General features: G+C 70.8%; 17 protein-coding genes and 4 pseudogenes. 6 read left to right on the top strand and 15 right to left on the bottom strand.

The window, feature by feature from the left end:
• Positions 1-368: 368 nt before the first annotated feature.
• On the bottom strand, positions 369-3,212 hold the full coding sequence (locus ACWIX3_RS15885) for an ATP-binding protein (RefSeq protein ID WP_448608307.1): 2,844 nt from the start codon (positions 3,210-3,212) through the stop codon (positions 369-371).
• Between the two features lie 184 nt (positions 3,213-3,396).
• On the opposite strand from ACWIX3_RS15885, the gene ACWIX3_RS15880 reads away from it, so the two are divergent.
• The 3 genes from ACWIX3_RS15880 to ACWIX3_RS15870 are packed head-to-tail and all read left to right on the top strand — an operon-like array spanning position 3,397 to position 6,019.
• The gene (locus ACWIX3_RS15880) at positions 3,397-4,155 is read left to right on the top strand and encodes an SDR family oxidoreductase (RefSeq protein WP_448608306.1); all 759 of its coding nucleotides are present in this window, start codon (positions 3,397-3,399) and stop codon (positions 4,153-4,155) included.
• Positions 4,152-4,613: a CBS domain-containing protein gene (locus tag ACWIX3_RS15875; RefSeq protein ID WP_448608305.1), complete on the top strand. Its 462-nt coding sequence runs from the start codon at positions 4,152-4,154 to the stop codon at positions 4,611-4,613. The genes ACWIX3_RS15880 and ACWIX3_RS15875 overlap by 4 nt, the downstream gene beginning before the upstream one ends.
• 11 nt (positions 4,614-4,624) lie before the next feature.
• Positions 4,625-6,019 (top strand): helix-turn-helix domain-containing protein, encoded by a 1,395-nt coding sequence (locus ACWIX3_RS15870; RefSeq protein WP_448608304.1) that lies wholly within the window; start codon positions 4,625-4,627, stop codon positions 6,017-6,019.
• Positions 6,020-6,153: 134 nt separating this feature from the next.
• Here ACWIX3_RS15870 and ACWIX3_RS15865 read toward each other — a convergent pair whose 3' ends face one another.
• Complete coding sequence (locus tag ACWIX3_RS15865; RefSeq protein ID WP_448608303.1) at positions 6,154-6,549, bottom strand: hypothetical protein; 396 nt, start codon at positions 6,547-6,549, stop codon at positions 6,154-6,156.
• Positions 6,550-6,682: 133 nt separating this feature from the next.
• On the opposite strand from ACWIX3_RS15865, the gene ACWIX3_RS15860 reads away from it, so the two are divergent.
• Positions 6,683-7,039 (top strand): tyrosine-type recombinase/integrase, encoded by a 357-nt coding sequence (locus tag ACWIX3_RS15860; protein WP_448612477.1) that lies wholly within the window; start codon positions 6,683-6,685, stop codon positions 7,037-7,039.
• 456 nt (positions 7,040-7,495) lie between these two features.
• Here ACWIX3_RS15860 and ACWIX3_RS15855 read toward each other — a convergent pair whose 3' ends face one another.
• The 4 genes and pseudogenes from ACWIX3_RS15855 to ACWIX3_RS15840 all read right to left on the bottom strand — a co-directional run bounded on the left by ACWIX3_RS15855 (position 7,496) and on the right by ACWIX3_RS15840 (position 11,334).
• On the bottom strand, positions 7,496-7,939 hold the full coding sequence (locus ACWIX3_RS15855) for a nuclear transport factor 2 family protein (protein ID WP_448608302.1): 444 nt from the start codon (positions 7,937-7,939) through the stop codon (positions 7,496-7,498).
• Positions 7,940-8,361: 422 nt separating this feature from the next.
• Positions 8,362-10,011 (bottom strand): flavin-containing monooxygenase, encoded by a 1,650-nt coding sequence (locus tag ACWIX3_RS15850; RefSeq protein WP_448608301.1) that lies wholly within the window; start codon positions 10,009-10,011, stop codon positions 8,362-8,364.
• Positions 10,012-10,224: 213 nt separating this feature from the next.
• Positions 10,225-10,365 (bottom strand): annotated as a pseudogene (locus ACWIX3_RS15845) (IS3 family transposase); the annotation flags it as partial.
• Positions 10,366-10,827: 462 nt separating this feature from the next.
• On the bottom strand, positions 10,828-11,334 hold the full coding sequence (locus tag ACWIX3_RS15840; protein ID WP_448608300.1) for a SixA phosphatase family protein: 507 nt from the start codon (positions 11,332-11,334) through the stop codon (positions 10,828-10,830).
• Positions 11,335-11,801: 467 nt separating this feature from the next.
• Between ACWIX3_RS15840 and ACWIX3_RS15835 the strand changes: the two are divergent.
• Positions 11,802-12,212 (top strand): annotated as a pseudogene (locus tag ACWIX3_RS15835) (nitroreductase/quinone reductase family protein); the annotation flags it as partial.
• Here the strand turns inward: ACWIX3_RS15835 and ACWIX3_RS15830 are convergent.
• Complete coding sequence (locus ACWIX3_RS15830; RefSeq protein WP_448608299.1) at positions 12,209-12,385, bottom strand: hypothetical protein; 177 nt, start codon at positions 12,383-12,385, stop codon at positions 12,209-12,211. The pseudogene ACWIX3_RS15835 and the gene ACWIX3_RS15830 overlap by 4 nt on opposite strands.
• 138 nt (positions 12,386-12,523) lie before the next feature.
• Positions 12,524-12,664, bottom strand: a pseudogene (locus ACWIX3_RS15825) (peptide-methionine (S)-S-oxide reductase); the annotation flags it as partial.
• Between the two features lie 259 nt (positions 12,665-12,923).
• On the opposite strand from ACWIX3_RS15825, the pseudogene ACWIX3_RS15820 reads away from it, so the two are divergent.
• Positions 12,924-13,751, top strand: a pseudogene (locus tag ACWIX3_RS15820) (IS5 family transposase).
• Between the two features lie 305 nt (positions 13,752-14,056).
• Here the strand turns inward: ACWIX3_RS15820 and ACWIX3_RS15815 are convergent.
• The 7 genes from ACWIX3_RS15815 to ACWIX3_RS15785 all read right to left on the bottom strand — a co-directional run bounded on the left by ACWIX3_RS15815 (position 14,057) and on the right by ACWIX3_RS15785 (position 20,654).
• Complete coding sequence (locus tag ACWIX3_RS15815) at positions 14,057-15,004, bottom strand: PP2C family protein-serine/threonine phosphatase (protein WP_448608298.1); 948 nt, start codon at positions 15,002-15,004, stop codon at positions 14,057-14,059.
• Positions 15,005-15,103: 99 nt separating this feature from the next.
• Positions 15,104-15,538, bottom strand: coding sequence for a DUF6069 family protein (locus ACWIX3_RS15810; protein ID WP_012948146.1), 435 nt, complete (start codon positions 15,536-15,538; stop codon positions 15,104-15,106).
• Between the two features lie 301 nt (positions 15,539-15,839).
• Positions 15,840-16,772: a hypothetical protein gene (locus ACWIX3_RS15805; protein WP_448608297.1), complete on the bottom strand. Its 933-nt coding sequence runs from the start codon at positions 16,770-16,772 to the stop codon at positions 15,840-15,842.
• Entirely contained in the window at positions 16,769-17,710 is a 942-nt protein-coding gene (locus ACWIX3_RS15800) for an ABC transporter ATP-binding protein (RefSeq protein ID WP_448608296.1), read from the bottom strand. Before ACWIX3_RS15800 ends, ACWIX3_RS15805 begins: the two co-directional genes overlap by 4 nt.
• Before the next feature lie 133 nt (positions 17,711-17,843).
• Positions 17,844-18,542, bottom strand: coding sequence for a response regulator (locus ACWIX3_RS15795; protein ID WP_448608295.1), 699 nt, complete (start codon positions 18,540-18,542; stop codon positions 17,844-17,846).
• Positions 18,539-19,702 (bottom strand): sensor histidine kinase, encoded by a 1,164-nt coding sequence (locus ACWIX3_RS15790; protein WP_448608294.1) that lies wholly within the window; start codon positions 19,700-19,702, stop codon positions 18,539-18,541. Before ACWIX3_RS15790 ends, ACWIX3_RS15795 begins: the two co-directional genes overlap by 4 nt.
• Positions 19,703-19,793: 91 nt before the next feature.
• Positions 19,794-20,654 (bottom strand): SDR family oxidoreductase, encoded by an 861-nt coding sequence (locus ACWIX3_RS15785; RefSeq protein WP_448608293.1) that lies wholly within the window; start codon positions 20,652-20,654, stop codon positions 19,794-19,796.
• Between the last annotated feature and the right edge of the window lie 28 nt (positions 20,655-20,682).

Genomic DNA, 20,682 nt, shown 5'->3' with positions numbered 1-20,682 from the left:
GTACCGCTGCACCCGCGCCATCACCATCGCCGCCACACCCGACGATGTGTGGCCCTGGCTGGTCCAGGTGGGCTGCAGGCGCGGCGGCTTCTACGCCGACGACCTGCTCGACAACTTCGCCCGCCCGAGCGCCCGCGTGATCGTCCCCGAGCTACAGGACATCCACGTCGGTCAGTGGCTGGCGATGGTGCCGAGACCTTCGGAGCGGACGGCGTTCCGGGTCGACGGCTTCGTCGCTCCGGAATGGCTGCTGTGGCGGACGCCGAACCGCACGTTCGCATGGCGCCTCCGGCCGCTGCCCGGCGGACGGACCAGGCTGGTCACCCGCCTGCGGACCGTCTACGAGTGGTCCCGCCCGTCGGTGCTGTTCACGGTGCTGCTGATGGAGGTCGGGGACTACCCGATGATGCGGCGGATGCTGCGCGGGATCCGGGATCGGTCCGAGGCCGAGCACCGACGCCGTGCGGCGGGAACTCGGGGAACACTCGCTGGAGGTCCCGGCGGGAGCTGATGCCCAGCTTCACGAACACTTTGCGCAGATGCCACTCGACCGTGCGTGCACTCAGGTACAGCTGGGCGCCGATCTCCGGGTTCGTCAGCCCGGCGCGCGCCAGGCGGGCCACCTGTGCCTCCTGGGCGGTGAGCTCGGGACGCCCGCCCTCCGCGCGTCCACGCACCGTCTCGCCGGTCGCCAGCAGCTCGCGTCCGGCTCGCTCGGCGAAGGCGTGCGCTCCCATGCGGATGAACGAGTCGTGGGCCGAACGGAGGTGGTCACGGGCATCCACGCGTCGTCCCTCACGCCGCAGCCACTCCCCGTACAGGAGGTGGGCTCTGGCCAGGTGCGCGACGGCGGAGCTGCGCGACAGCCGCTCGATCCCCTCCCGGTACAGGGCGTCGGCCACGTCGCCGTCGCTGAGGACAGCACGGGAGCGTGCCTCGATGCCGCGGGCCCATTCCGTGTCGCTGGCGCCGGATCGAACGGCGAGCCGCCTGCAGGCGGCCTCGGCGAGCTCCCGGTGGCCGCTGCGGACTCCGGCCTCGACCAGCTCGACCAGCGCCCACCCCGTCACGATCAGTTCATCGTGCTCGGATGCCGCCTCCGCCGCGGCCAGCGCCGCCTCGTAGTGGCCGAGACCGTTCGAGAGCACCGCCGTCGCGTACTCGGCCATGGTGAGCGCCCGCCCATCCCCCCTCCTCGTCGCGGCGTGGCCGAGAGCGTCGATCAGCGGGACCGCTTCGCTCTCGTCGCCTCGCCATGCGGCCAGGACCAGTGCGGTGTGGACGATGGGCGCGCTGTCCGTGATCTCCGCGATCACGTCTGCCTCGTCGAGCAGTGCTGCCGCGGTGACGAGATCCCCCCGGTGTATCTGCACGTACGCCAGGGAGTTGACCGCGACCGCCAGGAGGGCGAGCGAGCCGGACTGCCGGGCCAGGTCCGTCTGGCGTGTGGCCAGCTGGAACCACGCCGCGTCGTCCCACACCTCCGGTGCAGCTCGGGAGGCCAGCCACAGCCAGCGCCGGGCGCTCTCCCCGTCGTCCTGGGAGAAGTCGTCGAGGGCGCGCCGGATCACGGGTGCCCCCGCGGTGAAGCCCTCGGCGAACCATGTCGCCAGAGCATCCAGCAGCAGGTCCGGTGAACGTGCCGGCCCTCCCCTCGGCACCGCAGAGCGAGCGGCCTCGGCCACTGCCCGTCTCTGGCCCGGGTCCAGGAAACGGCCGGCGAACACCGTCGCGGTGATGGCCTCCAGATACGTCTCCCGGGCCAGGTCGGCGTCCAGCCGCTCCAGCCGCCGCGCTGCTCGGAGCAGCGGGAACACCGCATCGGCACCGCGGGTACGGGAGAAGGCGATCTGCGCGCGCAACCGCTCCGTCCCGGCGAGCTCCAGCTCGTCGAGCGGGCCCAGCTCGGCCGTGGCGAGCAGCTCCGTGGCCCGGTCCGCGGCACCCGCCTCGAACGCAGCGCGGGCCGCGGCCAGCGCCCGCCGCCCCCGTCGCCGTGGTTCAGGCGTCAGCTCGGTGGCGCGCTCCAGGAAGGCGGCGGCCGCGGCCATCCCGCCGCGGCGCTGCGCCCGGGCAGCTGAGCGCTCCAGCTCCTCGGCGACGCCCTCCTCGGGTCCGGCCGCTGCGTACGCGCGGTGCCAGCCACGCCGGTCGGGGTCGAGTACCGGATCCGTCACGTCGGCCAGGGCGCGGTGCACGACGGAACGCTCCTTCAGTGACGCCGTCCCGTAGATCGCCGAGCGCACGAGCGGGTGACGGAACCGCACCTGTGCGCCGATCTCGATCAGCCCGTCGTCCTCGGCCGGACCGGCGGCCTCGGTCTCGATGCCCAACCGCGCCAGGGCCCGCCACAGCAGACTCGCGTCGCCGGTCGGCTCGGCGGCCGCCGTGAGCAGCAGTCGCTGCGTCACGCCGGGCAGCGACCGGAACCGGCTGACGAAGCCCTGTTCCATCCGGCTGGTGAGGTGCCCCCTGGCCGGCGACGCGAACCCGTCCGCCAGTTCGGCCGGGCTGGCGCTCCTGGGGACCTCCAGCACAGCGAGCGGGTTGCCGCGGGCCTCCGCGATGATCCGGGCCCGCACCCGCGGATCGAGCCATCCCGGCATGACGGAGGCCAGCAACCGCCGGGCGTCGTCGTCCCCGATCCCCTCGACGGTCAGCTCCGGCAACCCGTCGAGCCGGCGTTCCTCGCTGGGCTCACGGACGGCGAAGACCATCGCGACCGGATCGGCGTGCAGACGTCGCGCCGCAAAAGCCATGGCCTCGCCGCTGGCACGGTCCAGCCACTGCGCGTCGTCGACGAGGCACACCAACGGCCGATCGGATGCCGCCTCCGACAGCAACGTCAGGACGGCCAGCCCGACCCGGAACCGATCGGGGACCGCCAGGTCGCGCAGGCCGAACACCGCCCGCAGCGCGTCCCGCTGAGAGGGCGGCAGCCGCTCCAGTGCGCGGAGCAGCGGCGCGCAGAGCTGATGCAGACCCGCGTAGGGGATCTCCATCTCGGACTGGACGCCGGAGGCCCGGACCACCCGGCAGTCCGCGGCCCACTCCGCGACGTGGTCCAGGAGCGCGGTCTTGCCGATGCCGGGAGCTCCGCGCAGCACCAGCACGGCACTGGAACCGGCCCGCACATCGGCGATCACGCGCTCCAGACGAGCGGTCTCCCTGCCACGCCCCAGCAGCGGAGAACGGCCACCGCGGATGGCCATGGTCCGAGCCTGGCAGCGACGGACCAGCCGGGCAAGCAGGTGCCGGACCGCCGTCCGTGCGACACCGGGGTCCCGGGGGTCCCGGCACCCGGGTCCCCACGGGGGTGCTGACGGGCGCGGTCCCCGTGGTCCCGGGACGAGGGTCGACCGAACACGGCAGCCACCGCGTTCCGGAGGTAACACCATGAAGATCGTCGTCATCGGCGGGACGGGACTCATCGGGTCCAGGGTCGTCACCGAGCTCACCGAGCACGGCCACGAGGCGGTCGCCGCCTCCCCGGCCTCGGGCGTCGACACCCTGTCGGGTCAGGGACTCGACGGCGTCCTCGTCGGCGCCTCGGTGGTCGTCGACGTGTCGAACTCCCCCTCCTTCGAGGACGCCGCGGCGCTGTCGTTCTTCACCACCTCGACCGGCAACCTCCTGGCCGCCGAGGCCGACGCCGGCGTCGGCCACCACGTGGCCCTGTCCGTGGTCGGCACGCGGCGCACGCCGGAGATCGGGTACTTCCGCGCCAAGGCCGCCCAGGAGGAGCTCATCGAGGCCTCGCCGATCGCCTGGTCGATCGTCCACGCGACACAGTTCTTCGAGTTCACCGCAGGCATCGCCGACAGTGCCACCGTGGACGGGACCGTCCACCTGCCCCCGGTGCTCTTCCAGCCGATCGCGGCCGACGACGTGGCGGCTGCCGTCGCGCGGACCGCGGTCGGCCCGCCGACGAAGGACCACGTCGAGGTCGCCGGGCCGCAGCGGTACCGATTCGACGAGTTCGTCGACAAGGCCCTCCGCGCGGTCGGTGACCCCCGTCCCGTGGTGGCCGACCCTCATGCGCGGTACTTCGGCGCGGAGCTGGGAGAGCGCACGCTCGTCCCCGAGGACGGCGCCCTGCTCGGCGGCACCCGGTTCGAGGACTGGCTGGGCCGTTCCGCGGACGTGCGGCGATGACACGCCCATCGAGCGGCAGGATCTCCGCCGGCCCGGCGGTCGGCGAGCTGACGCGGCCGACCACCCGGGTGGAGGCCGAAGCGCACCTGGCGGCCGCGGCGTACCTGCTGCACCGGTCAGGAGACAGCGCGCTCGTCGTCACGGCAGGCGGCACCGGAGACCCCATCGCCCTCCTCAGCGCCACCGACATCAGCCGCGCGGTCGGCGAGGGCCGGGATCCGGAGCGCACCCGTGTCCACCAGGTCGTCACCGGACCACCGCGGACGGTGAAGGCCGACCTCCCTGCACGGGACGCGGCTCGCGTCATGCTGTCGCACGGGGTCATGCAGCTCCTCGTCTGCAGCGGCGACCGGGTGCTCGGGATCGCGGACCTCGCCGACGTGTGCCGGGCGGTGCCGGCGTCGGAGAGGGCCGCGGTCTTCCCACGCCGGCCGGCCGCCGGCCCGCTCATGCCCTGACGGGAGGACCCGTGGACGCCGAAACCCTCGGTCAGGTGGTCCGTCGCCTCCGCCTCGAGGCCGACCTCACCTTGGAGGGGCTGTCGGAGGCGTCGGGGATCAGCGCTCGTGCCCTGAGCGACATCGAGAGGGGAGCCGCACGGGCCCCCCAACACCGGACCGTGCTCGCGATCGCGCGGACCCTGGACCTGCCCGAGGCCGACCGTGCGGCAATGGTCCAGGCGGCACGGGACGGGCGTCGCCGCGCCCGGCGCGCGCCGTCCTGGCGACTTCCCCTCCCGCGGGACACCGCGGACTTCACCGGCCGCGGAGCGGAGCTGGCGTCGATCACGGCGGCGCTGACCGGTTCCCGGGCCGCCCGGTCGCCGCTGGTGGTCGTGACCGGTCCCCCGGGCTACGGCAAGACCAGCGTGGCGGTCCGGGCAGCGGCCCGGCTGCGGAGCGCGTTCCCGGACCAGCTCTTCGTCGACTTGGGCGGAGTGACGCACGAACCGCCGTCGCCGCGAGCCGTCGCAGGCCGAGTGCTGGGCGCGCTCCTCGGCCGAGGGAGCACGGGTGAGGACCCGGGATACGTGCGGCAGCTGCTGGCCGATCGCCAACGCCTGCTGGTCCTTGACGACGCGGCCGGCGAGTCGCAGATCCGGGTGCTGCAGCCGACGACGGGCCCGACCGCCGTCCTGGTCACCAGCAGACGGTCGTTGGCCGGGCTCGACGAGGCCGGGCGCGTCCCGCTGGACCGGCTGCCGAGCGCGGACGCCCAGCAGGTGCTGGCCGCGATCATCCCGGCCGAGCAGGCCGCGGACACGGACCTGGCCCGGTTGGCACGGCTGTGCGACCACGTCCCCCTGGCGCTGCGCATCGCGGGCAACCGTGTGGCCAGCCGACCCGGGTGGACGGCGGCCGGGCTGGTGGAACGCCTGGCGGTGCGGGAGCACCGCCTGGACGCGCTGACCGCCGGGGACCTGCAGATGCGGGCGGCCATCAGGTCGTCCGTCGACCAGCTCGGACCGTCCACCTGGCAACTCTTCCGGCGGTTGGCGCTCATCGAGGACCCGACCTTCACGGCCGGTCTCGCCGCTGCGCTGGTGGGGGAGCCGCGATGGCGCGCGGAGGACATGCTCGACGAACTCGCCGACCTGAACCTCGTCCAGCTCGCACCCGGCGACCGCTACGCCCTCCGCGGTCTCCTCCGGCTCTACGCCGAGGCGGAGTTCGCCGCGCACGAGCCACGGGCGGCTCGTGCGGCAGCGCGCGCGGCTGCGGACGAGTGGCGAGGCACCACGTCGAGCTCCCCGGGACAGTCGGGTGCGGGTGCCCGCCGGGAAGGCCGGCACGTCCCGTCCCCGAGGCCCCCGCTCCGCCTCGGGCATCGACACGGGGGGCGGCACCCGGCGGCACGCGGCTGAGGTGCAGGTGGCGGTCCCTGGAGACGAGGGTCACCCACCTGGGCTGCGCGACCCCGCTCAGGACGACGTCGACATCAGCGCGCTCCTCTCGCGGCCTTGACTCCCTGCTTCCCTGCGCCGAGAGGATGCGGCAGTCACCCTGCCGAGCCGCGCCCTGTCTCAGCCACGGATTCGCCGCTGACGAGTCCCGAGTTCGCCGAGGCATCGCGCGACTCCGGTACGGATGGCGTCGTCGCGTGACCGCTCGACGTGGACCGCCTGACGAAGTCGAGCGCCGTCTGGGCGACCTCGCGCCAGCCGTGGTCGGTGGTGAGGGAGTGGCCTCGGTTCGGCATCTTCACGATCTCCGTCACGGCCGGGTTGCGCCTCTGCCGCTCGTAAGCGGCCTTGGCGATCGCCCAGGGAACCGTGTGGTCTTTCTCGCCCTCGATGATCAGCAGCGGACCGCGGGCGGGTTTCCTCGGCTGGAGAGCCTGTTCCGGGTGATGCTGGCCACCGGGCTGCGCCGCGGGAAGGCGCTGGGCCCGCACTGGTCCGACGTCGACATGGACGCCGCGATACTGCGGGTCCGCTGGACCCTCGCCCGGACGTCCCAAGGGCTGCAGCTCGACGAGCCCGAGACCGACAGGTCCCGCGGGACCGTGCCACTCCCCCCGCTCGGCCATCGAGGCGCTCGGAGCGCACCGGACCCGGCAACTGGAGGAACAGCGCACGGTCGCCGGCGCCTCGCACGTGCACGGGCTGGTCTTCACCACCAGGATCGGAACACCGCTCGAGCCCCGCAACGTGCTGCGGCGCTTCGAGGTCCTCGCGGAGCGAGCCGGCCTCCGCGGCGTCACCCTGCACACCCTGCGGCACTCGGTGGCGAGCTTCCTGCTGGCGGCCGGCACGCACACCAAAGTCGTCCAGGCGCACCTCGGCCACTCGTCGTACGCGATCACGGCGGACATCTACAACCACGTCGGTCCGGCCCGGCAGCGGGGGGCCGCAGACCGAATGGACCAGGCGCTCCGCTGGTGACCGTTGCTGTCCCTCGTCCCGCGTTGCTGTACGCGTTGCCGTAGTCATGCGAGAGGCGGCCAAGATGGTGGTCAAGAACCGCTGTCCCCACCTGCGAGGAGACCCGGCCGACTCGTCGGGATCCGTCGTCACTGAGCGTGGCAGCGATGAAGGGGTCATCGACTACCGCTCTGGGCTCACCGGGATGGCCGTCGCCAGGAGCATCCCGCGGCCGCCGGTTGATGCGCTGCTCGTCCCCAGTCACATTCGAGGGGTTCGTCGCCGTTCGCCGATGTACCGTTCGCGACGGTCCCGCGTCGGGCGCTGGAGCGCTCGACTACTACGATGTGTCCATCGCAGGGTCCGTGTCCGCCGTGAACGCCCAGCTCAGCCCTCCGCCCGCGACTTGCAATGACCCTGGGCTGGCCCCCGGGATTCGAGGAGACACGAGTCGCGGGAATGTTACGGCGGAACGCTCTACGAGGCTACGTACCGGTCCTCCTGTAGGCGCGTGGTGAGCCGAAGGTGCTTGTACTTCCACTCGCCGTTGATCTTCACGTACTCGTCGTCGTAGCGGAGGAAGAACCACTTGGAACCACCGTCCATGGCATTCCAGGGCCCCAAGATGTACCAGACGCCGGTGGCGTGGTCGCCGTTCACCTCAATGAGCGGGTTGATCATGTTGTGCTGCGAGAAGGAGAACATCCCCCGGAACTTGGCGAACAGCACCTTGATTTCTGCATGACCGGTGGCCATCCCGAAATCGGGGCTTTCCCAGATGCCGTCCTCGGCGAACACGCTGTTGATCGTCTCAGGGTTGTGCAGGTCGTCACAGATGTGTGCGTATCGCACCTTCAGTTGCTTGATCGCCTCGATGTCTTCGAGACGTGTCACGCGCTTCTCGAGTTCGGTCATGTCCATGGTGTCGCTCCCTCGTGAGAGTGTTTGAAATCCTCGTGAGAGTGTTTGAAATCGATTCAACCCACATTCTGCGGCCGCGAGCAGGTTGAGGACCGCCCGTTCGGCAGATATCTGAAGATCAGCCGAGCCTCGGTGGTGACGTGAACTCGCCCAGGCTCAGAACGGGCGCGATCATGAGGCTCTGCACGGTGGGCACCTGCCACACTCTGCAAGCTCAGCGGCCACGCAGTAGGTAGGGTGCGGGTAGGCTGGATCCCGGCCTTGTCACGGAGTCGTGCTGCGAGACCACGAGGACTGACCCTCCGGCAGGATTTCAAGGCCAGATGGCGATTGCGGCACATCGAGGAACTTTTCGATCACCCCATGCGCAGTGATCGTTGTCACGTGCGCCGTCAAGTCGTAGCGACGATATGGCGGAAGGTTTACGAGAGACTCAGCCCGTACTTGTAGCCGGCCTCCTTCTCCCTTTGCCAGTGCCCAAGATAGGCGGGAAGACCGTTGGGGTACTGGAGTAGCTGGGGTTTCTTGCCCGGGATGTTGCTCCCGTTATACCAGGATTTGGCCTTCTTGAACAAGGCTATGTCGTCAGTTTCCGTGATGAGGGCGGTCCAGGATCGGTCCGCGTCAATCGTGGACTCGAAGCGGGTGTAGTTGTATGAACGTAGGAACTCCAGGAACTCGACGACCACATCGCCTTGGAGTTCGGCGTTCGTGGAGCCGTTCGCAAAAGCCGCCGGGCTTTGCGGGCCGTAAATACAAACGATGTTCGGGAAACCGCTGGTAAAAGCCCCGAGGTACGCATCCACTCCTTGCCTCCACTTGTCGCGCAGGGCGACGCCGTCCGCATTGCGTAAATCGATGGAGGTCAATGCACCGGTGTTGTTGTCGAAGCCAGTCGCTAGCACGATGATGTCAAAGTCTCCGTACTCGACCCCGTCGGCTGTACGGATTCCGCCGTCAGTAAGGCCAACGATCGGTGACTCTTGGATGGAAACGAGTTCCACGTTGTTCTGATTCATCACTTCGTAGTAGTTCTGATGCAGTGCCGGTCGCTTGGCTCCGAACGGGTGCGGGGCGATTTCCGGCGCCAATAGTTCCGCTTTGACGGGATCAGCGATCTGCGGCTTGGTCTTTTTCTTCCAGAACTCGTACACCATTGAGTTGGTTTCGTCCCTGAAAAGATAGTCTGAGAAGTTTCCAAGCCAGAAGGCGAATCCACCCTTGTTCCACAGGTGCTCGAAAAGCGCTTCCCGTTCCTCTGGGGGAGTCTCGGTGCCTTTGCGAGGGTCGAAATCATAATCGATTGCCGCGAAGGTCTTTCGGCACTCCTCGGCCACCTCGGGCATTGTCTGCTTGAGCGCTGCCTTTTCTTCGTCGTCCAGATTACGTTGCTGCATCGGCAGCGCGAGGTTAGGAGTGCGCTGGAACACCGTGAGATGCTGGACCACGGGGCCAGCTTCCTGGATCACTTGGACGGCACTGGCGCCCGTTCCGATTATTGCGACGCGCTTTCCGGACATGTCTAGGGTCTCGGGCCACCGTGCAGTGTGTGCAATTACACCCTGAAAGTTTCCCATGCCAGGGATGTTCGGCGTGTAGGGCTCGGTGGTGGAGCCCGTCGCAAAGATCAGGAACCGCGCCGTGGCTGTCATCCCATCCTGCGACTCGACTGTCCAGACCCGTCGCTTCTCATCAAATGCAGCTCCTACCACTCTGGTGTTGAACCGGCAGTCCTTGCTTAGATCCAGTTTTGAGTCAACGTATTCAAAGTAGCGGCGCATCTCTTCGTGACCGGGAAACATCTGCGAGTAGTCCCAGTCCTTCCAGAGATACTCGTCCGTGAACTGGTATACGGTCGCGTGGCTGTCAACTCGTGCACCCGGGTATCGATTGAGGCTCCAGACGCCCCCGAAAGCGCCGGTAGCTTCGAGTAGGAGAACCGAGAATCCTCTATCCCGAAGGTGGCGCAGCTGATGGATTCCAGCGAAGCCACCGCCGATCACGATCACGTCATAGGCTGGATTGTCATCATTTGCTGCGGCATCGCGGGCTGAGGTTTCGACGTCTGTCATTGTTCGGGCCTCTCGAGTGAACGTCTCGGGATTTAGAGCACGAAGCACAGGCCAGAGTCACGATTCCAAGCCCCCGCGATCGCAGTTCCGGGCGGCGCCAGAGCGTCGTGTGACGGCGACCATATCGATGTCGGCCGCGGTCACGCAAGGACGCTGCTACTCACACCAGATGGGGATTGCCCGCCTTTTCAGTTGACTCATCCGGTGGGGCGGTCAGACTGCGACAGCGGCGAGGTTCGGTCTCTCGTACTCGACCGGGGCGAGTCGGCGTTGACGGCGTCGGCGGTGGTAGGTCCGCCCGATCCTGGTGACGTTCGCCAGCCCTGGTTCGTCGCGGGTGTCCCAGCGTCGCCGTCCAGGAGGTTTCGTCCGCACGCCGGGGCGAGGGCTGCCGGTGCGGCCTGCGGTGCTGCCGTCATCGTGGCCCAGCACGGGCCGGCCACGACACGGGCAGGCCGCCGATGCCGCACCCCGCTGGGAAGCGACGGCCTGCTGCATCAGCGTCGGCCCTGCCCGACCGGGAGACCAGGGGGCGGACCCGTACGCAGATGCGGACAGGTGGGGCGCCCCCTCCTCGGGAGGCGGTGCGCCGGCGTCGGCACGCCGGGGGACGTGGCGACGTGATCGGTCGGCGTTGACCGGTTCGCTCGACGACACCGGCTGGACCGACGGCGGACCCGGCGGCTCTGCCGGACGTCCCGGCCCAGTGCATGGGAACCGCGGCACGCCACGCTGGTAGCCGAGTCCTCGGCGCATCGCCTCCGCCCGGCGCTCACTCATGCCGCATGGGCCGGGGCGGACGGAGGGCCTGACCCGTCAGTCGCGGGGCACCCGGACGTTTCTCAGAGTCGCCGCGCCCGGCCCGACGGCGGCGAAGGGGACGGCGAACTCGAACACCGCCACACCTGCGGCCGGGAACCCGGACTCGAGGGCACGTCGCGCCACCGGATCGCTCCGGCCGTCGTCGAGGACGCCCGCCAGCTCACCGATCGAGGGGTTGTGCCCGACGACGGCCACCGACAGCACGTCCTCCGGGGTCTCCCGGACCGCCGCGAGCAGCGCCTCGACGGTGTTCTCGCCGATCCGCGCGTCACCGATCGGCTGCACCGCCGAGGACAGGGCGGCGCCGACCTGCTCCCAGGTCTGTACCGCGCGGCGGGCCGGGGACACCAGCACCCGGTCCGGCACCAGACCGGCCTGCTCCAGCCAGGCCCCGAGCGCCGCGGCCTGCTGCACGCCTTCGGCAGTCAGTGGCCGCTCCAGGTCGACCGGGCCGCCGGCGGCCCTGGCATGGCGGATCAGCAGGAGTCGACGCGGCCGCACCGGCCGAGTCTGGCACCCACCCGCGCCTTGCTCAGCCGATGCAGGACGCCGCGCGTCAGAACCTCAAGCGCAGGACACGGCCGTCCGGCGTCCCCCGACGCTGCGATGCCGAGTCGACGCGAGCTCCGCTGCCGCACGTGGGAACTCAAAACACCTTCCAAGCTGGCCATGCGGGTTCGATTCCCGTCACCCGCTCCACGCGTTTCTGCAGTTCAACCCGCCTGTCAGCCCTCCTGGAGAAGGTCTGGAGGACCCTCCGGACGGCCCCTTTGAACCCTTTCAGGACCCCTGTCTTCTCCTGCGTGGGTCATGAATGGGTCACGCCGCGCGGGCCTGTACGGCCAGGTGGTGGCCTGTGTTCGCCCTCCCCCGTGACCACAACTGGTCACGCGGTGAGCTCGAAGCCGAGGCCTCACAGGCAAGGTGTCAACTGAACCGGGGGGCAGCCCCACCACCGAGGTGCGTGCAGTGGGGTCGCACGGACCACTCCGGCCATGTCTCTACGCAACGGGGATTCCTGGCTCGTCGTCGGATCTGCAATGGGCGCACCTCGCGACCCCGCCGGGGTGGTGAACCTGCGCGCGAACCCCGACGTCACTATCGAAGCCGTCGTGGGCGACGACATCGCGACCATCCCGGTCCACGTGACCGAGTTGGAGGGCGAAGACCGCGAGGCGGCGTTCCGCCGGTTCGTGAAGGTCGTCCCGGCATCCAGGCCTACCAGGCACAGTACGGTCGCCGGCTCCCCGTCATGCGCCTCACGCCTCGACGATAGAGATACGGTGGACCGCCGCGGCGACTCCGGAGGCAGGGTCGAGCAGGTCGGTCATGTTGACGAAGCTCGACAATCAACCGACCACCACGCTGTCTGCCACTAGTACTCGACGATGCGTTTGCCGAGCACGCGCAGGTGGTCGGCCGCGTAGCGCACCAGCGGGTAGAGGGAGGCCCAGTCGGGCGGCTGGGCGTCAGGGCACGGAATGCGCTCGGAGTCGGGGAGGGGCCGCGGGACCGGGACGGTAATCCGGCGGGCATCGGTGGTCGAGTCCATGGTGTCCTCCTGGTACGGGGTTGCACCCAGACAGAGGCGCCGACGGGGCGCGGAGATACGGCACCGCGGCGCCCAAGGGATCCGTCGGAGAGACCTCACCTCGGCCGGCACCCGGTGGCCGGGAAACAGCTCGACCGCCTCCGCGTGATCGCCGTGGTTCCGGTAGGTGGCGTTCGGGGTGTCGCCGCCCGAGTATCCGACGCGGGTGGAGATGACCCCCGGACGCTTGCGCAGCAGCTCCTGGGCGCCCCAGAAACAGCAGCCGGGGGCCTCGGCGATCGAGACCCGGGCAAAGGAGCCGGCCAGCGAGGCCTCGGAGGAGCCGCCTTGACCGGGAGGTAGCCGGACAGCCAGGCGAAGTCAGCAGTCCCACCCGTCAGATCAGCGAGTGCGCCAACTCCCCCCGCGATACCGCCGCCGATCGACCCGGTCGTACCCGACTTCACGGTACTGCCGGCCGGCCAGGCCTAAGAAGACATTGCAGAAGTAGGTCGTCGGGCTTTGTTCCGTCCCGACGGTCCGGCGCAGGTTGCTGGGCATGTCCTCGCCGGCGTCTTCCCCGCCTCGGCTGATCAGCGACGAACCGTGGGCGCTGTTCGAGCCGTTGATCCCACCGCAGCCCCCGGCGGTGCACGGGCGCACGGGCCGGCCCCGGGTCTGCGACCGAGACGTGCTCGAGGGCATCGCCTTCGTGCTGTCCACCGGCATCGGCTGGGCCAAGCTGACCCGCCGGCTGGGCTACGGCTCGGGCTGGACCTGCTGGCGGCGGATGCGCGAGTGGTCCGAGGCCGGCGTCTTCGATCGCGTCCACCAGACCGTGCTCGACCGCCTCGGAGAGCAAGGTGAACTGGACTGGTCGCGGGCCAGCCTGGACTCGGTCAGCGTCCGGGCGAAAAGGGGGGTGCGCTGACCGGCCCGAACCCGACCGACCGGGGCAAGGCCTCCCAGCTTGTACCACCTGCTCGTCGACGCCGCCGGCCTGCCGCTCAACGTGCTGGTCTCGGCCGCCAACCGGCACGACAGCCTGTTCGTCGAGCCACTGCTGGACTCGATGCCGGCGATCAAGCGGGGTGGCCGCGGCCACCCTCGGCGCCGTCCGGTCAAGCTGCACGGCGACAAGGGCTACGACATCCCACGGGTGCGCCGCTACCTGCGCCGCCGCGGGATCACCGCGCGCATCGCCCGGATCGGGGTCGACTCCAGCCAGCGTCTGGGGCGGCACCGCTGGGTGGTCGAGCGGACGCTGGGCTGGCTGCTGTCCTACAAACGCCTGGCCCTGCGCTACGACCGCACCGCGCTGACCATCACCGCGCTGGCCCGGTTGGCCGTGATCCTCATCTGCGCCCGTCGGCTACCGGTCGACTAATGCAACGTCTTCTTAGGCGACCATCGTGGCACCACGCGTTTGCGGCCTGATCGTCATCAACCATCGCCATGTCGGGGGGCCGTTCATGATCGGTTGGCCTACCGGGGAGCCGACTCAAACCATGCAACTGACAGTTCCCTGGCACGGGGTTCGTGGACGTACGTCGTCGTACGAACAGCCAGGTCGGACGGCTGATGCGGACGTCCGCGCATGGCTGCGGACACCTGTGAACGCCCCGCGGTGGCACACACGCTGGCACACAGCATCACCCTCACCTGTCGCTGTAGCCGGGGGACGCGTGGTGGTCAGGGCACGACGTTGGGGCCGGCCTGCGGCGGGCGCGGCTGGTCCTCGGCGTACGGGCGGATGGCGAGCAGGGCGACGTCGTCGGCGGCTCCCGCCGGTGGGAGCAGCGTGGTCATGATCAGGTCGCAGAGGTCCTCGAGGTCGAGGCCGGCGCTGCCGGCCAGCAGGTCGGTCAGGCGCGCCAGGCCCGTGTCCAGGTCGCGCGTGCCGGAGCCGCCGGGCCGCACGGTGGCGGCGGCCGGGACGTCGAGCTGCTCGAGCAGCCCGTCGGTGTAGAGCAGCAGGGTGGAGTTCACCGGCAGCACGTGGCGGTGCTCGGGACGGGGCCGGGAGGGATCGACGCCGAGCGGGAGCCCGACCCGGTCGGTGAGGACGGCGACGGTGCCGTCGGCGTGCAGCAGCACCGGTGGGGGGTGCCCGGCCGAGCTCCAGGTCAGGGCGCGGTCCCGCGCGGGCCGGTCCGGGGGGGGGAAGCGTTCCACGCGGGCGACCAGGGCGGTGGCGAACACGTGCTGGCCGAAGGTGTCGCAGGCGACGTCGACGGTGGTGAGCACTCTCGCCGGGCCGGCGGTCCCGTCGAGGCCGGCCATGCGCAGCTCGGTGCGCAGCTGGCCCATCGTGACCGCCGCTGCGATGTCGTGGCCGGCCACGTCGCCGACGACCAGGCTGGTGGTGCCGGTGGCGTCGAGGTAGGCGTCGTACCAGTCCCCGCCGACCAGCTGCGTGTTCTCGGCCGGCTGGTAGCGGGAGGCCAGCTGCAGGTGGTCGGGCTGCGGCAGCAGCGTGGGCAGCAGCGCCCGCTGCATGGTCTCGGACACCGTGCGGTCGAAGAACGATGCCCGCGCGGCCTCGACCACCAGGCCGGCGCGGGTCATCAGCGCGCTCACCAGCTCGCGGTCGCGCTCGGTGTAGGGCGGCGAGCCTCGCACCCACCGCCAGAGGGGCACGGCCGCGTCAGGGGACGACGGGCGCCCCGGCCCCACGCGGTGCGTGACCGGGGCGCCGGTCAGCCCAGGCTGAGCGGACGAGCGCTGGGCTGGAGTGCGTCAGGACTGGGGCGGGATGAACCGGCGGAAGGCCGGCACGGCCGCCGCGGCGACACCGACGTGCATGAGCATCAGCGCAACCACGCCGGCAGTCGTGGTCCCGGGCTGCGACTCGTTGACGAGCAGCATGACGTCCGGGATCAGCGAGAGCACGAGCACCGTGGGAACGAGCACACGCAGCACCCGCGAGGCGTTGCGGCTGCGCGAGACGACGAGGTGCCAGGCGATGGCGCCGACGATCGCGCCGACGACGGTCAGGAACCCGTACACCGGCAGGGTGAGCGGCTGGAACTCGTCCGGGATGTCGAAGAGAGCCTTCGCGAGCAGGGCTATCAGGCTGTTGATGACGAGCCCCCCGACGGCGCCGATGGCGGCGGCGACGGCGGTGGACTTCCAGGACACCGCGCGGGTGTCCCGGGCCGAGGTGGTGGTCATGGCAGTTTCTCCAGGTCGGGTGGTGGATCAGGTGGCGGGCGGCCGGTGTCGCCCCGGTGATCACGGGACGGGCGGGAACTGCGTCGGGACCCGGTCAGTCGTCAGGCGTCCGAGTGCGCCAGCGACCCCAGCCATCGCCTTGGTGACGCAGGCGATTACTTGCTCGTGCAAGTGAAGGTAGCCGACCGAAGCTTGCCGCGTCAAGCGCCCGGAGAGATCTCCGGAAACTCCTGATGGTGGGCTCGATGACGACCGGTCGGTGTCGCCCGGTGATGACGGAGCGACACCGACCGGGAACGGGTCAGGCGTCGCGGCGCGACAAGGCGACGGCGGCCCCGGCGACGGCCACGACGATCCAGCCGGCGAAGACCAGTACCCCCGTGCCGGCGCCGAGCAGCGACTCGGTCGGAACGGTGGACGTGAACGCCGACGCGGCGTTGGACGGCAGGTACTTCAGCAACCCGTCCCAGGCCTCGGGCAGGAGTGCGCCGGCGAGCGTCGGCAGGACCAGGACTCCGGCCAGCAGGGCACTGATGGCTCCTGCGGTGCTCCGCAGGAGCACGCCGAGAGCCAGGCCGATCAGGCCCATGCCCACGACGTAGCCGGCCGTGCCCAGCACGACCCGCGCGGTCCCCGGATCGCTCCACGAGACGGTGGCGACGCCGCCCGCGTCGAGCACGGCCATGCCCACCGCGAAGGCCACGAAGACGCCCGCGAGGACGACCGGGACGACGGCCAGCAGAAAGGCGACCACCTTGGCCCCGAGCACGGGCAGGCGCGCGGGTACCGCGGCGAGATAGCTGCGGATGAGGCCGGAGGAGTACTCCCGGGCGCCGAACAGGACACCGAGGACGCCGACGAGGACGACGGCGAGCATCGAGCCGCTGAGCACGGTGGAGAGCGGATCGCCGCCGCCCGGTCCGCCGCCGTCGCGCGGGCCCTCGACCGCACCGGTCGCGCTCGCGGCGGCGATGGCGCCGATCCCGACGATGGTCAGCAGCACCGCGGTCAGCATGGCCCAGGTCGAGCGCAGGGTGCGCAGTTTGATCCACTCGGCGCGGATGACGCGCGCCAGGGTGATCCGGTACGCGGGCGCCGTGGTCGCGCGGTGCCGGTGGGCCGAGGACGCGGTGTGAGCGGTGGTCGTGGCCGGTGAGGTGGAGGTGGTCATCGTGGGGTCCGCCTTCTCGCGGGTCGTGGCGGGAGGGGTGTCGTCGGGCAGCGTGGCGGTCACCGGGCTGCCGCCGCGGTGGTGAGGAGCGCGCCGTCGGTGCGGCCGTGGTACTGCACGGACTCCTTCGTGAGTTCCATGAAGGCCTCCTCCAGGGAGGGGTGCAGCGGGACGAGCTCGTGGAGCGGCAGACCGTGGCGCGCGGCGAGGTCACCGATCTCCGAGGCGGGCACGCCCTCGATCTCCAGCTCCGTCGGCGAGGACGACGTCACGGTGACCCCGGGCGCGGCCAGCAGGCCGGCCAGTGCCGTGGCGTCCGGCGAGACGACCCTGACCTTGTCGCTCCACGCCGAGGCGATGAACTCCGCCATCGACACGTCCCGGATCAGCCGGCCCCGGCCGACGACGATCAGGTGGTCGGCGGTCAGCTCCATCTCGCTCATCAGGTGCGAGGACAGGAACACCGTTCGCCCCTCCTCGGCCAAGGACCGCAGGAAGCTGCGCGCCCACAGGATGCCGTCGGGGTCCAGCCCGTTCACCGGCTCGTCGAGCATCACGATGGACGGGTCGGCCAGCAGCGCCGAGGCGATGCCCAGCCGCTGCCCCATGCCCAGGGAGAAGGAACCCGCCGGCTTGCGCGCGACCTCGGCCAGACCGACCGCGTCCAGCAGCTCGTCCACGCGGCGGGCTCCGACACCCACCGTGGCCCCCAGGGCCAGCAGGTGGTTGCGGGCCGAGCGCCCCTTGTCCACCGCCTTGCCGTCGAGCAGGGCCCCGATCTCGTGCAGCGGCGCCGTCGACGTCCGGTAGTCCCGCCCGTTGACGGTGACCGATCCGGAGGTCGGCCGGTCCAGGCCGAGGATCATCCGCATGGTGGTGGACTTGCCCGCCCCGTTCGGCCCGAGGAACCCGGTGACGACACCGGGACGGACGTCGAAGGTGAGGTCGTCGACGGCGACGACGTCCCCGTAGCGCTTGGTCAGGTTCTGCAGTTCCAGCATCAGTCGCTCCCCGGCTATTGGTTGACCAAGCAACTATCCATCGGGTAAGCGGTCCCCGTCGTCATCCGTACGCAGGCTCTTGCGGCGGCCTCCGCCTACTGCCAGCGCAGTAGAGGCGAGGCCGGCACACGCGTCAGCGCGGATACGTGTCGCCCGCCCGGACGAGCCCGGTCTGGTAGGCGAGGACCACCAGCTGGGCCCGGTCCCGCGCGCGGAGCTTGCTCATGGCCCGGTTGACGTGCGTCTTGACCGTGAGCGGCGAGAGGTGCAAGCGCGCCGCGATGTCCTCGTTGCTCAGCCCATGCGCCACCAGCGCGACCATCTCGCGTTCCCGCTCCGTGAGGACGTCGAGCGCCGCGTCGACGGGAGCAGGTCCGGCGGGGTCCGGCCCGGACCGGCCGGGCTGGGCCAGGAAGCGGGCGATCAGGCTCCGGGTGGCCCGCGGGGACAGCAGCGCGTCACCGCGCGCGACCACCCGGATGGCGTCGAGCAACTCGTCCGGCTCCACGCTCTTGCCCAGGAACCCGCTCGCCCCCGACCGCAGGGCCTCGACGACGTACTCGTCGGCCTCGAAGGTGGTCAGCACGATGATGCGGACCTCGGAGAGGTCGGATGACGCGGCGATCTGCCGAGCCGCCGTCAGTCCGTCCACACCGGGCATGCGGATGTCCATCAGGACGACGTCCGGTCGCAGCGCGCCGGCCTGGCGGACGGCCTCGGCGCCGTCACCCGCCTCGCCGACCACCTCGAGGTCGTCGGCACTGTTGACGAGCGCCGCGAACCCCGATCGGATGAGGACCTGGTCGTCGGCGAGCAGCACGCGGACGGTCATGCCGGGTCCCGCGGGATGAGGACCGACACCCGATAGGCGCCGTCCGGCTCCGGTCCGGCCGCCAGCCGCCCGCGGACGGCGTCGACGCGTTCCCGCATGCCGATCAGACCGTGCCCGCCCCCGGAGCGGTGCGGTCCGTTCCTGCTCACCTCGTTGCGCACCTCGATGCTCACACCCTCCGGTCGGCTGTCCACGACCATCGTGGCCGCGCCGGTGCCGTACCTCAGGGCGTTGGTCAGCGCCTCCTGGACGACCCGGTACGCGGTCAGGTCGTGGATCGCGGGGAGCCCCTCGAGCTCGCCGCTGACGGTCCAGGTCAGGTCCAGCCCGGCCTGGCGGATGGAGTCCGCGAGCTCGCCGACCCGGGCCATGCCCGGCGTCGGATCGGTCGGCGCCTCCTCCCCCGCGGTGCGCAGCAGACCCACGACCGTGGACATCTCCGACAGCACGGTCTTGCTGGCGTTCCGCACCAGGTCGAGCGCCGCTCGCGCCTGGTCGGGGTCGGCGTCCAGAAGATGGCGCGCCACCCCGGCCTGCACGTTGACGACCGAGATGTGGTGGGCCACGACGTCGTGGAGCTCGCGGGCGATGCGCAGCCGCTCGTCGCTGACCCGGCGCTCGGCCTCCTCCTCCCGCGTCAGCTCGGCCTGCAGGGCGCGGGCCTCCGCCGCCGCCAACGTGGCCCGGTGACTGCGCACCGCGACCCCGACAGCCGAGGCGGCGGCCGACCACGCGAAGGTCTGCAGGCCAGGGACCCCACGGTCGTCGAGCCAGTCGCCCTCGGCCACGACCGCGGCGAGGGTGTAGGCAACACCCGAGACGACGCTCGCTAGGACCACGCTGCGCAGGGGTAGTCGGCTGCCGACCGTGTAGAGCGCGACGCAGGTGGTGGCAGCCAGGACGATGCTCCCGTCGCTCTGCAGCACGCCGGCGACCCCCGCCACCGTCGCGAACGCCCAGACCCGCAGCGGCTGCTCCCGCCGGAAGACCAGAGCTGCCGCGGCGAGGGCGAACACGGCCAGGGACCAGCCGTCCGGGCTTCCCGGGAACTCGGGATTCCGGATGACGAGGGTCGGGAGGACGAGAAGGACCAGCAGCGCCGCCAGACACGCATCCGCGAGCCGCGGGTGCGCCGCCGACCAGAGCCGTCCCCCTGCCACGGCTCCTCCTCCGGTCGACCCAGCGATTGCAGGCGCGGACGTGCGCCGGACGGACGAGCCCTCACCTCCCCGGAGGAGGTGAGGCCCGTGGTCACTGCTGGCGAGCGGCTGCCGCGGCGACGGCGTCGGCGAGCGGGGTCGGTGCGCGACCGAGGAGCTTCTCGAGGTCGTTGCCCTCGACGTGGTGTTCCCCGTCGGCCACGGCCCGGTCGAAGTCCGCGAACAGTGCCGCGGCCGGCTCGGGTAGCCCGGCACCGACGAGGATCTGGGCGTACTGCTCGACCGGCACATCGGTGTAGGCGACCTGCCGGCCCGTGACCGCGGAGACGGTCGCGGCCAACTCGGGCATGGTGAACGCCTCGCCGCCGAGCTCGTACACAGCGCCGTCGTGACCGTCCTGGGTCAGGACGGCGGCGGCCGCCTCCGCGAAGTCGGCGCGGGGAGCCGCGCTGACCTTGCCGGTGCCGGCGGAGCCGACGATGCCGTGCTCGAGGTAGGTGGCCAGCTGGCCCGTGTAGTTCTCGATGTACCAACCGTTGCGCAGGACGACGTGCGGCACCCCGGACTCGACCAGGACCTGCTCGGTGGCGAGGTGCTCGGCTGCCAGCGGCAGGGTCGAGGTGTCGGCGTGGGGGAAGCTGGTGTAGGCGATCAGGCGCACACCCGCGTCCTTCGCCGCCGAGATCACGTTGCGGTGCTGCGGCAGCCGCTGGCCGACCTCGCTGCTCGAGACGAGCAGCACCTTCTCGGCGCCGGCGAACGCGGCGCGCAGGGAGTCGGGGTCGGTGTAGTCGGCGCGGCGGACGGTGACGCCGCGGTCCTGCAGGTCGGCGAGCGCCTCGACGCGGCGGCCGGTGGCGACGATCTGGTCGGCGGGCACGCCGCGGGCGAGGAGGGCTTCGACGACCAGTCGGCCGAGGTGGCCGGTGGCGCCGGTGACGACGATGGACATGCGGGTGGTTCTCCTTGGTGAGGTCGGT

The sequence above is a fragment of the Geodermatophilus sp. URMC 60 genome (genome assembly GCF_053502585.1).
This window is presented reverse-complemented; position numbering and strand designations above follow the sequence as displayed.

What these genes read in the sequence shown, in the direction of transcription:
- ACWIX3_RS15885 (WP_448608307.1), bottom strand. Translation starts at nt 3,212, where the DNA reads ATGGCCATCCGCGGTGGCCGTTCTCCGCTGCTGGGGCGTGGCAGGGAG.
- ACWIX3_RS15880 (WP_448608306.1), top strand. Translation starts at nt 3,397, where the DNA reads ATGAAGATCGTCGTCATCGGCGGGACGGGACTCATCGGGTCCAGGGTC.
- ACWIX3_RS15875 (WP_448608305.1), top strand. Translation starts at nt 4,152, where the DNA reads ATGACACGCCCATCGAGCGGCAGGATCTCCGCCGGCCCGGCGGTCGGC.
- ACWIX3_RS15855 (WP_448608302.1), bottom strand. Translation starts at nt 7,939, where the DNA reads ATGGACATGACCGAACTCGAGAAGCGCGTGACACGTCTCGAAGACATC.
- ACWIX3_RS15850 (WP_448608301.1), bottom strand. Translation starts at nt 10,011, where the DNA reads ATGACAGACGTCGAAACCTCAGCCCGCGATGCCGCAGCAAATGATGAC.
- ACWIX3_RS15830 (WP_448608299.1), bottom strand. Translation starts at nt 12,385, where the DNA reads ATGGACTCGACCACCGATGCCCGCCGGATTACCGTCCCGGTCCCGCGG.
- ACWIX3_RS15810 (WP_012948146.1), bottom strand. Translation starts at nt 15,538, where the DNA reads ATGACCACCACCTCGGCCCGGGACACCCGCGCGGTGTCCTGGAAGTCC.
- ACWIX3_RS15800 (WP_448608296.1), bottom strand. Translation starts at nt 17,710, where the DNA reads ATGCTGGAACTGCAGAACCTGACCAAGCGCTACGGGGACGTCGTCGCC.
- ACWIX3_RS15795 (WP_448608295.1), bottom strand. Translation starts at nt 18,542, where the DNA reads ATGACCGTCCGCGTGCTGCTCGCCGACGACCAGGTCCTCATCCGATCG.
- ACWIX3_RS15785 (WP_448608293.1), bottom strand. Translation starts at nt 20,654, where the DNA reads ATGTCCATCGTCGTCACCGGCGCCACCGGCCACCTCGGCCGACTGGTC.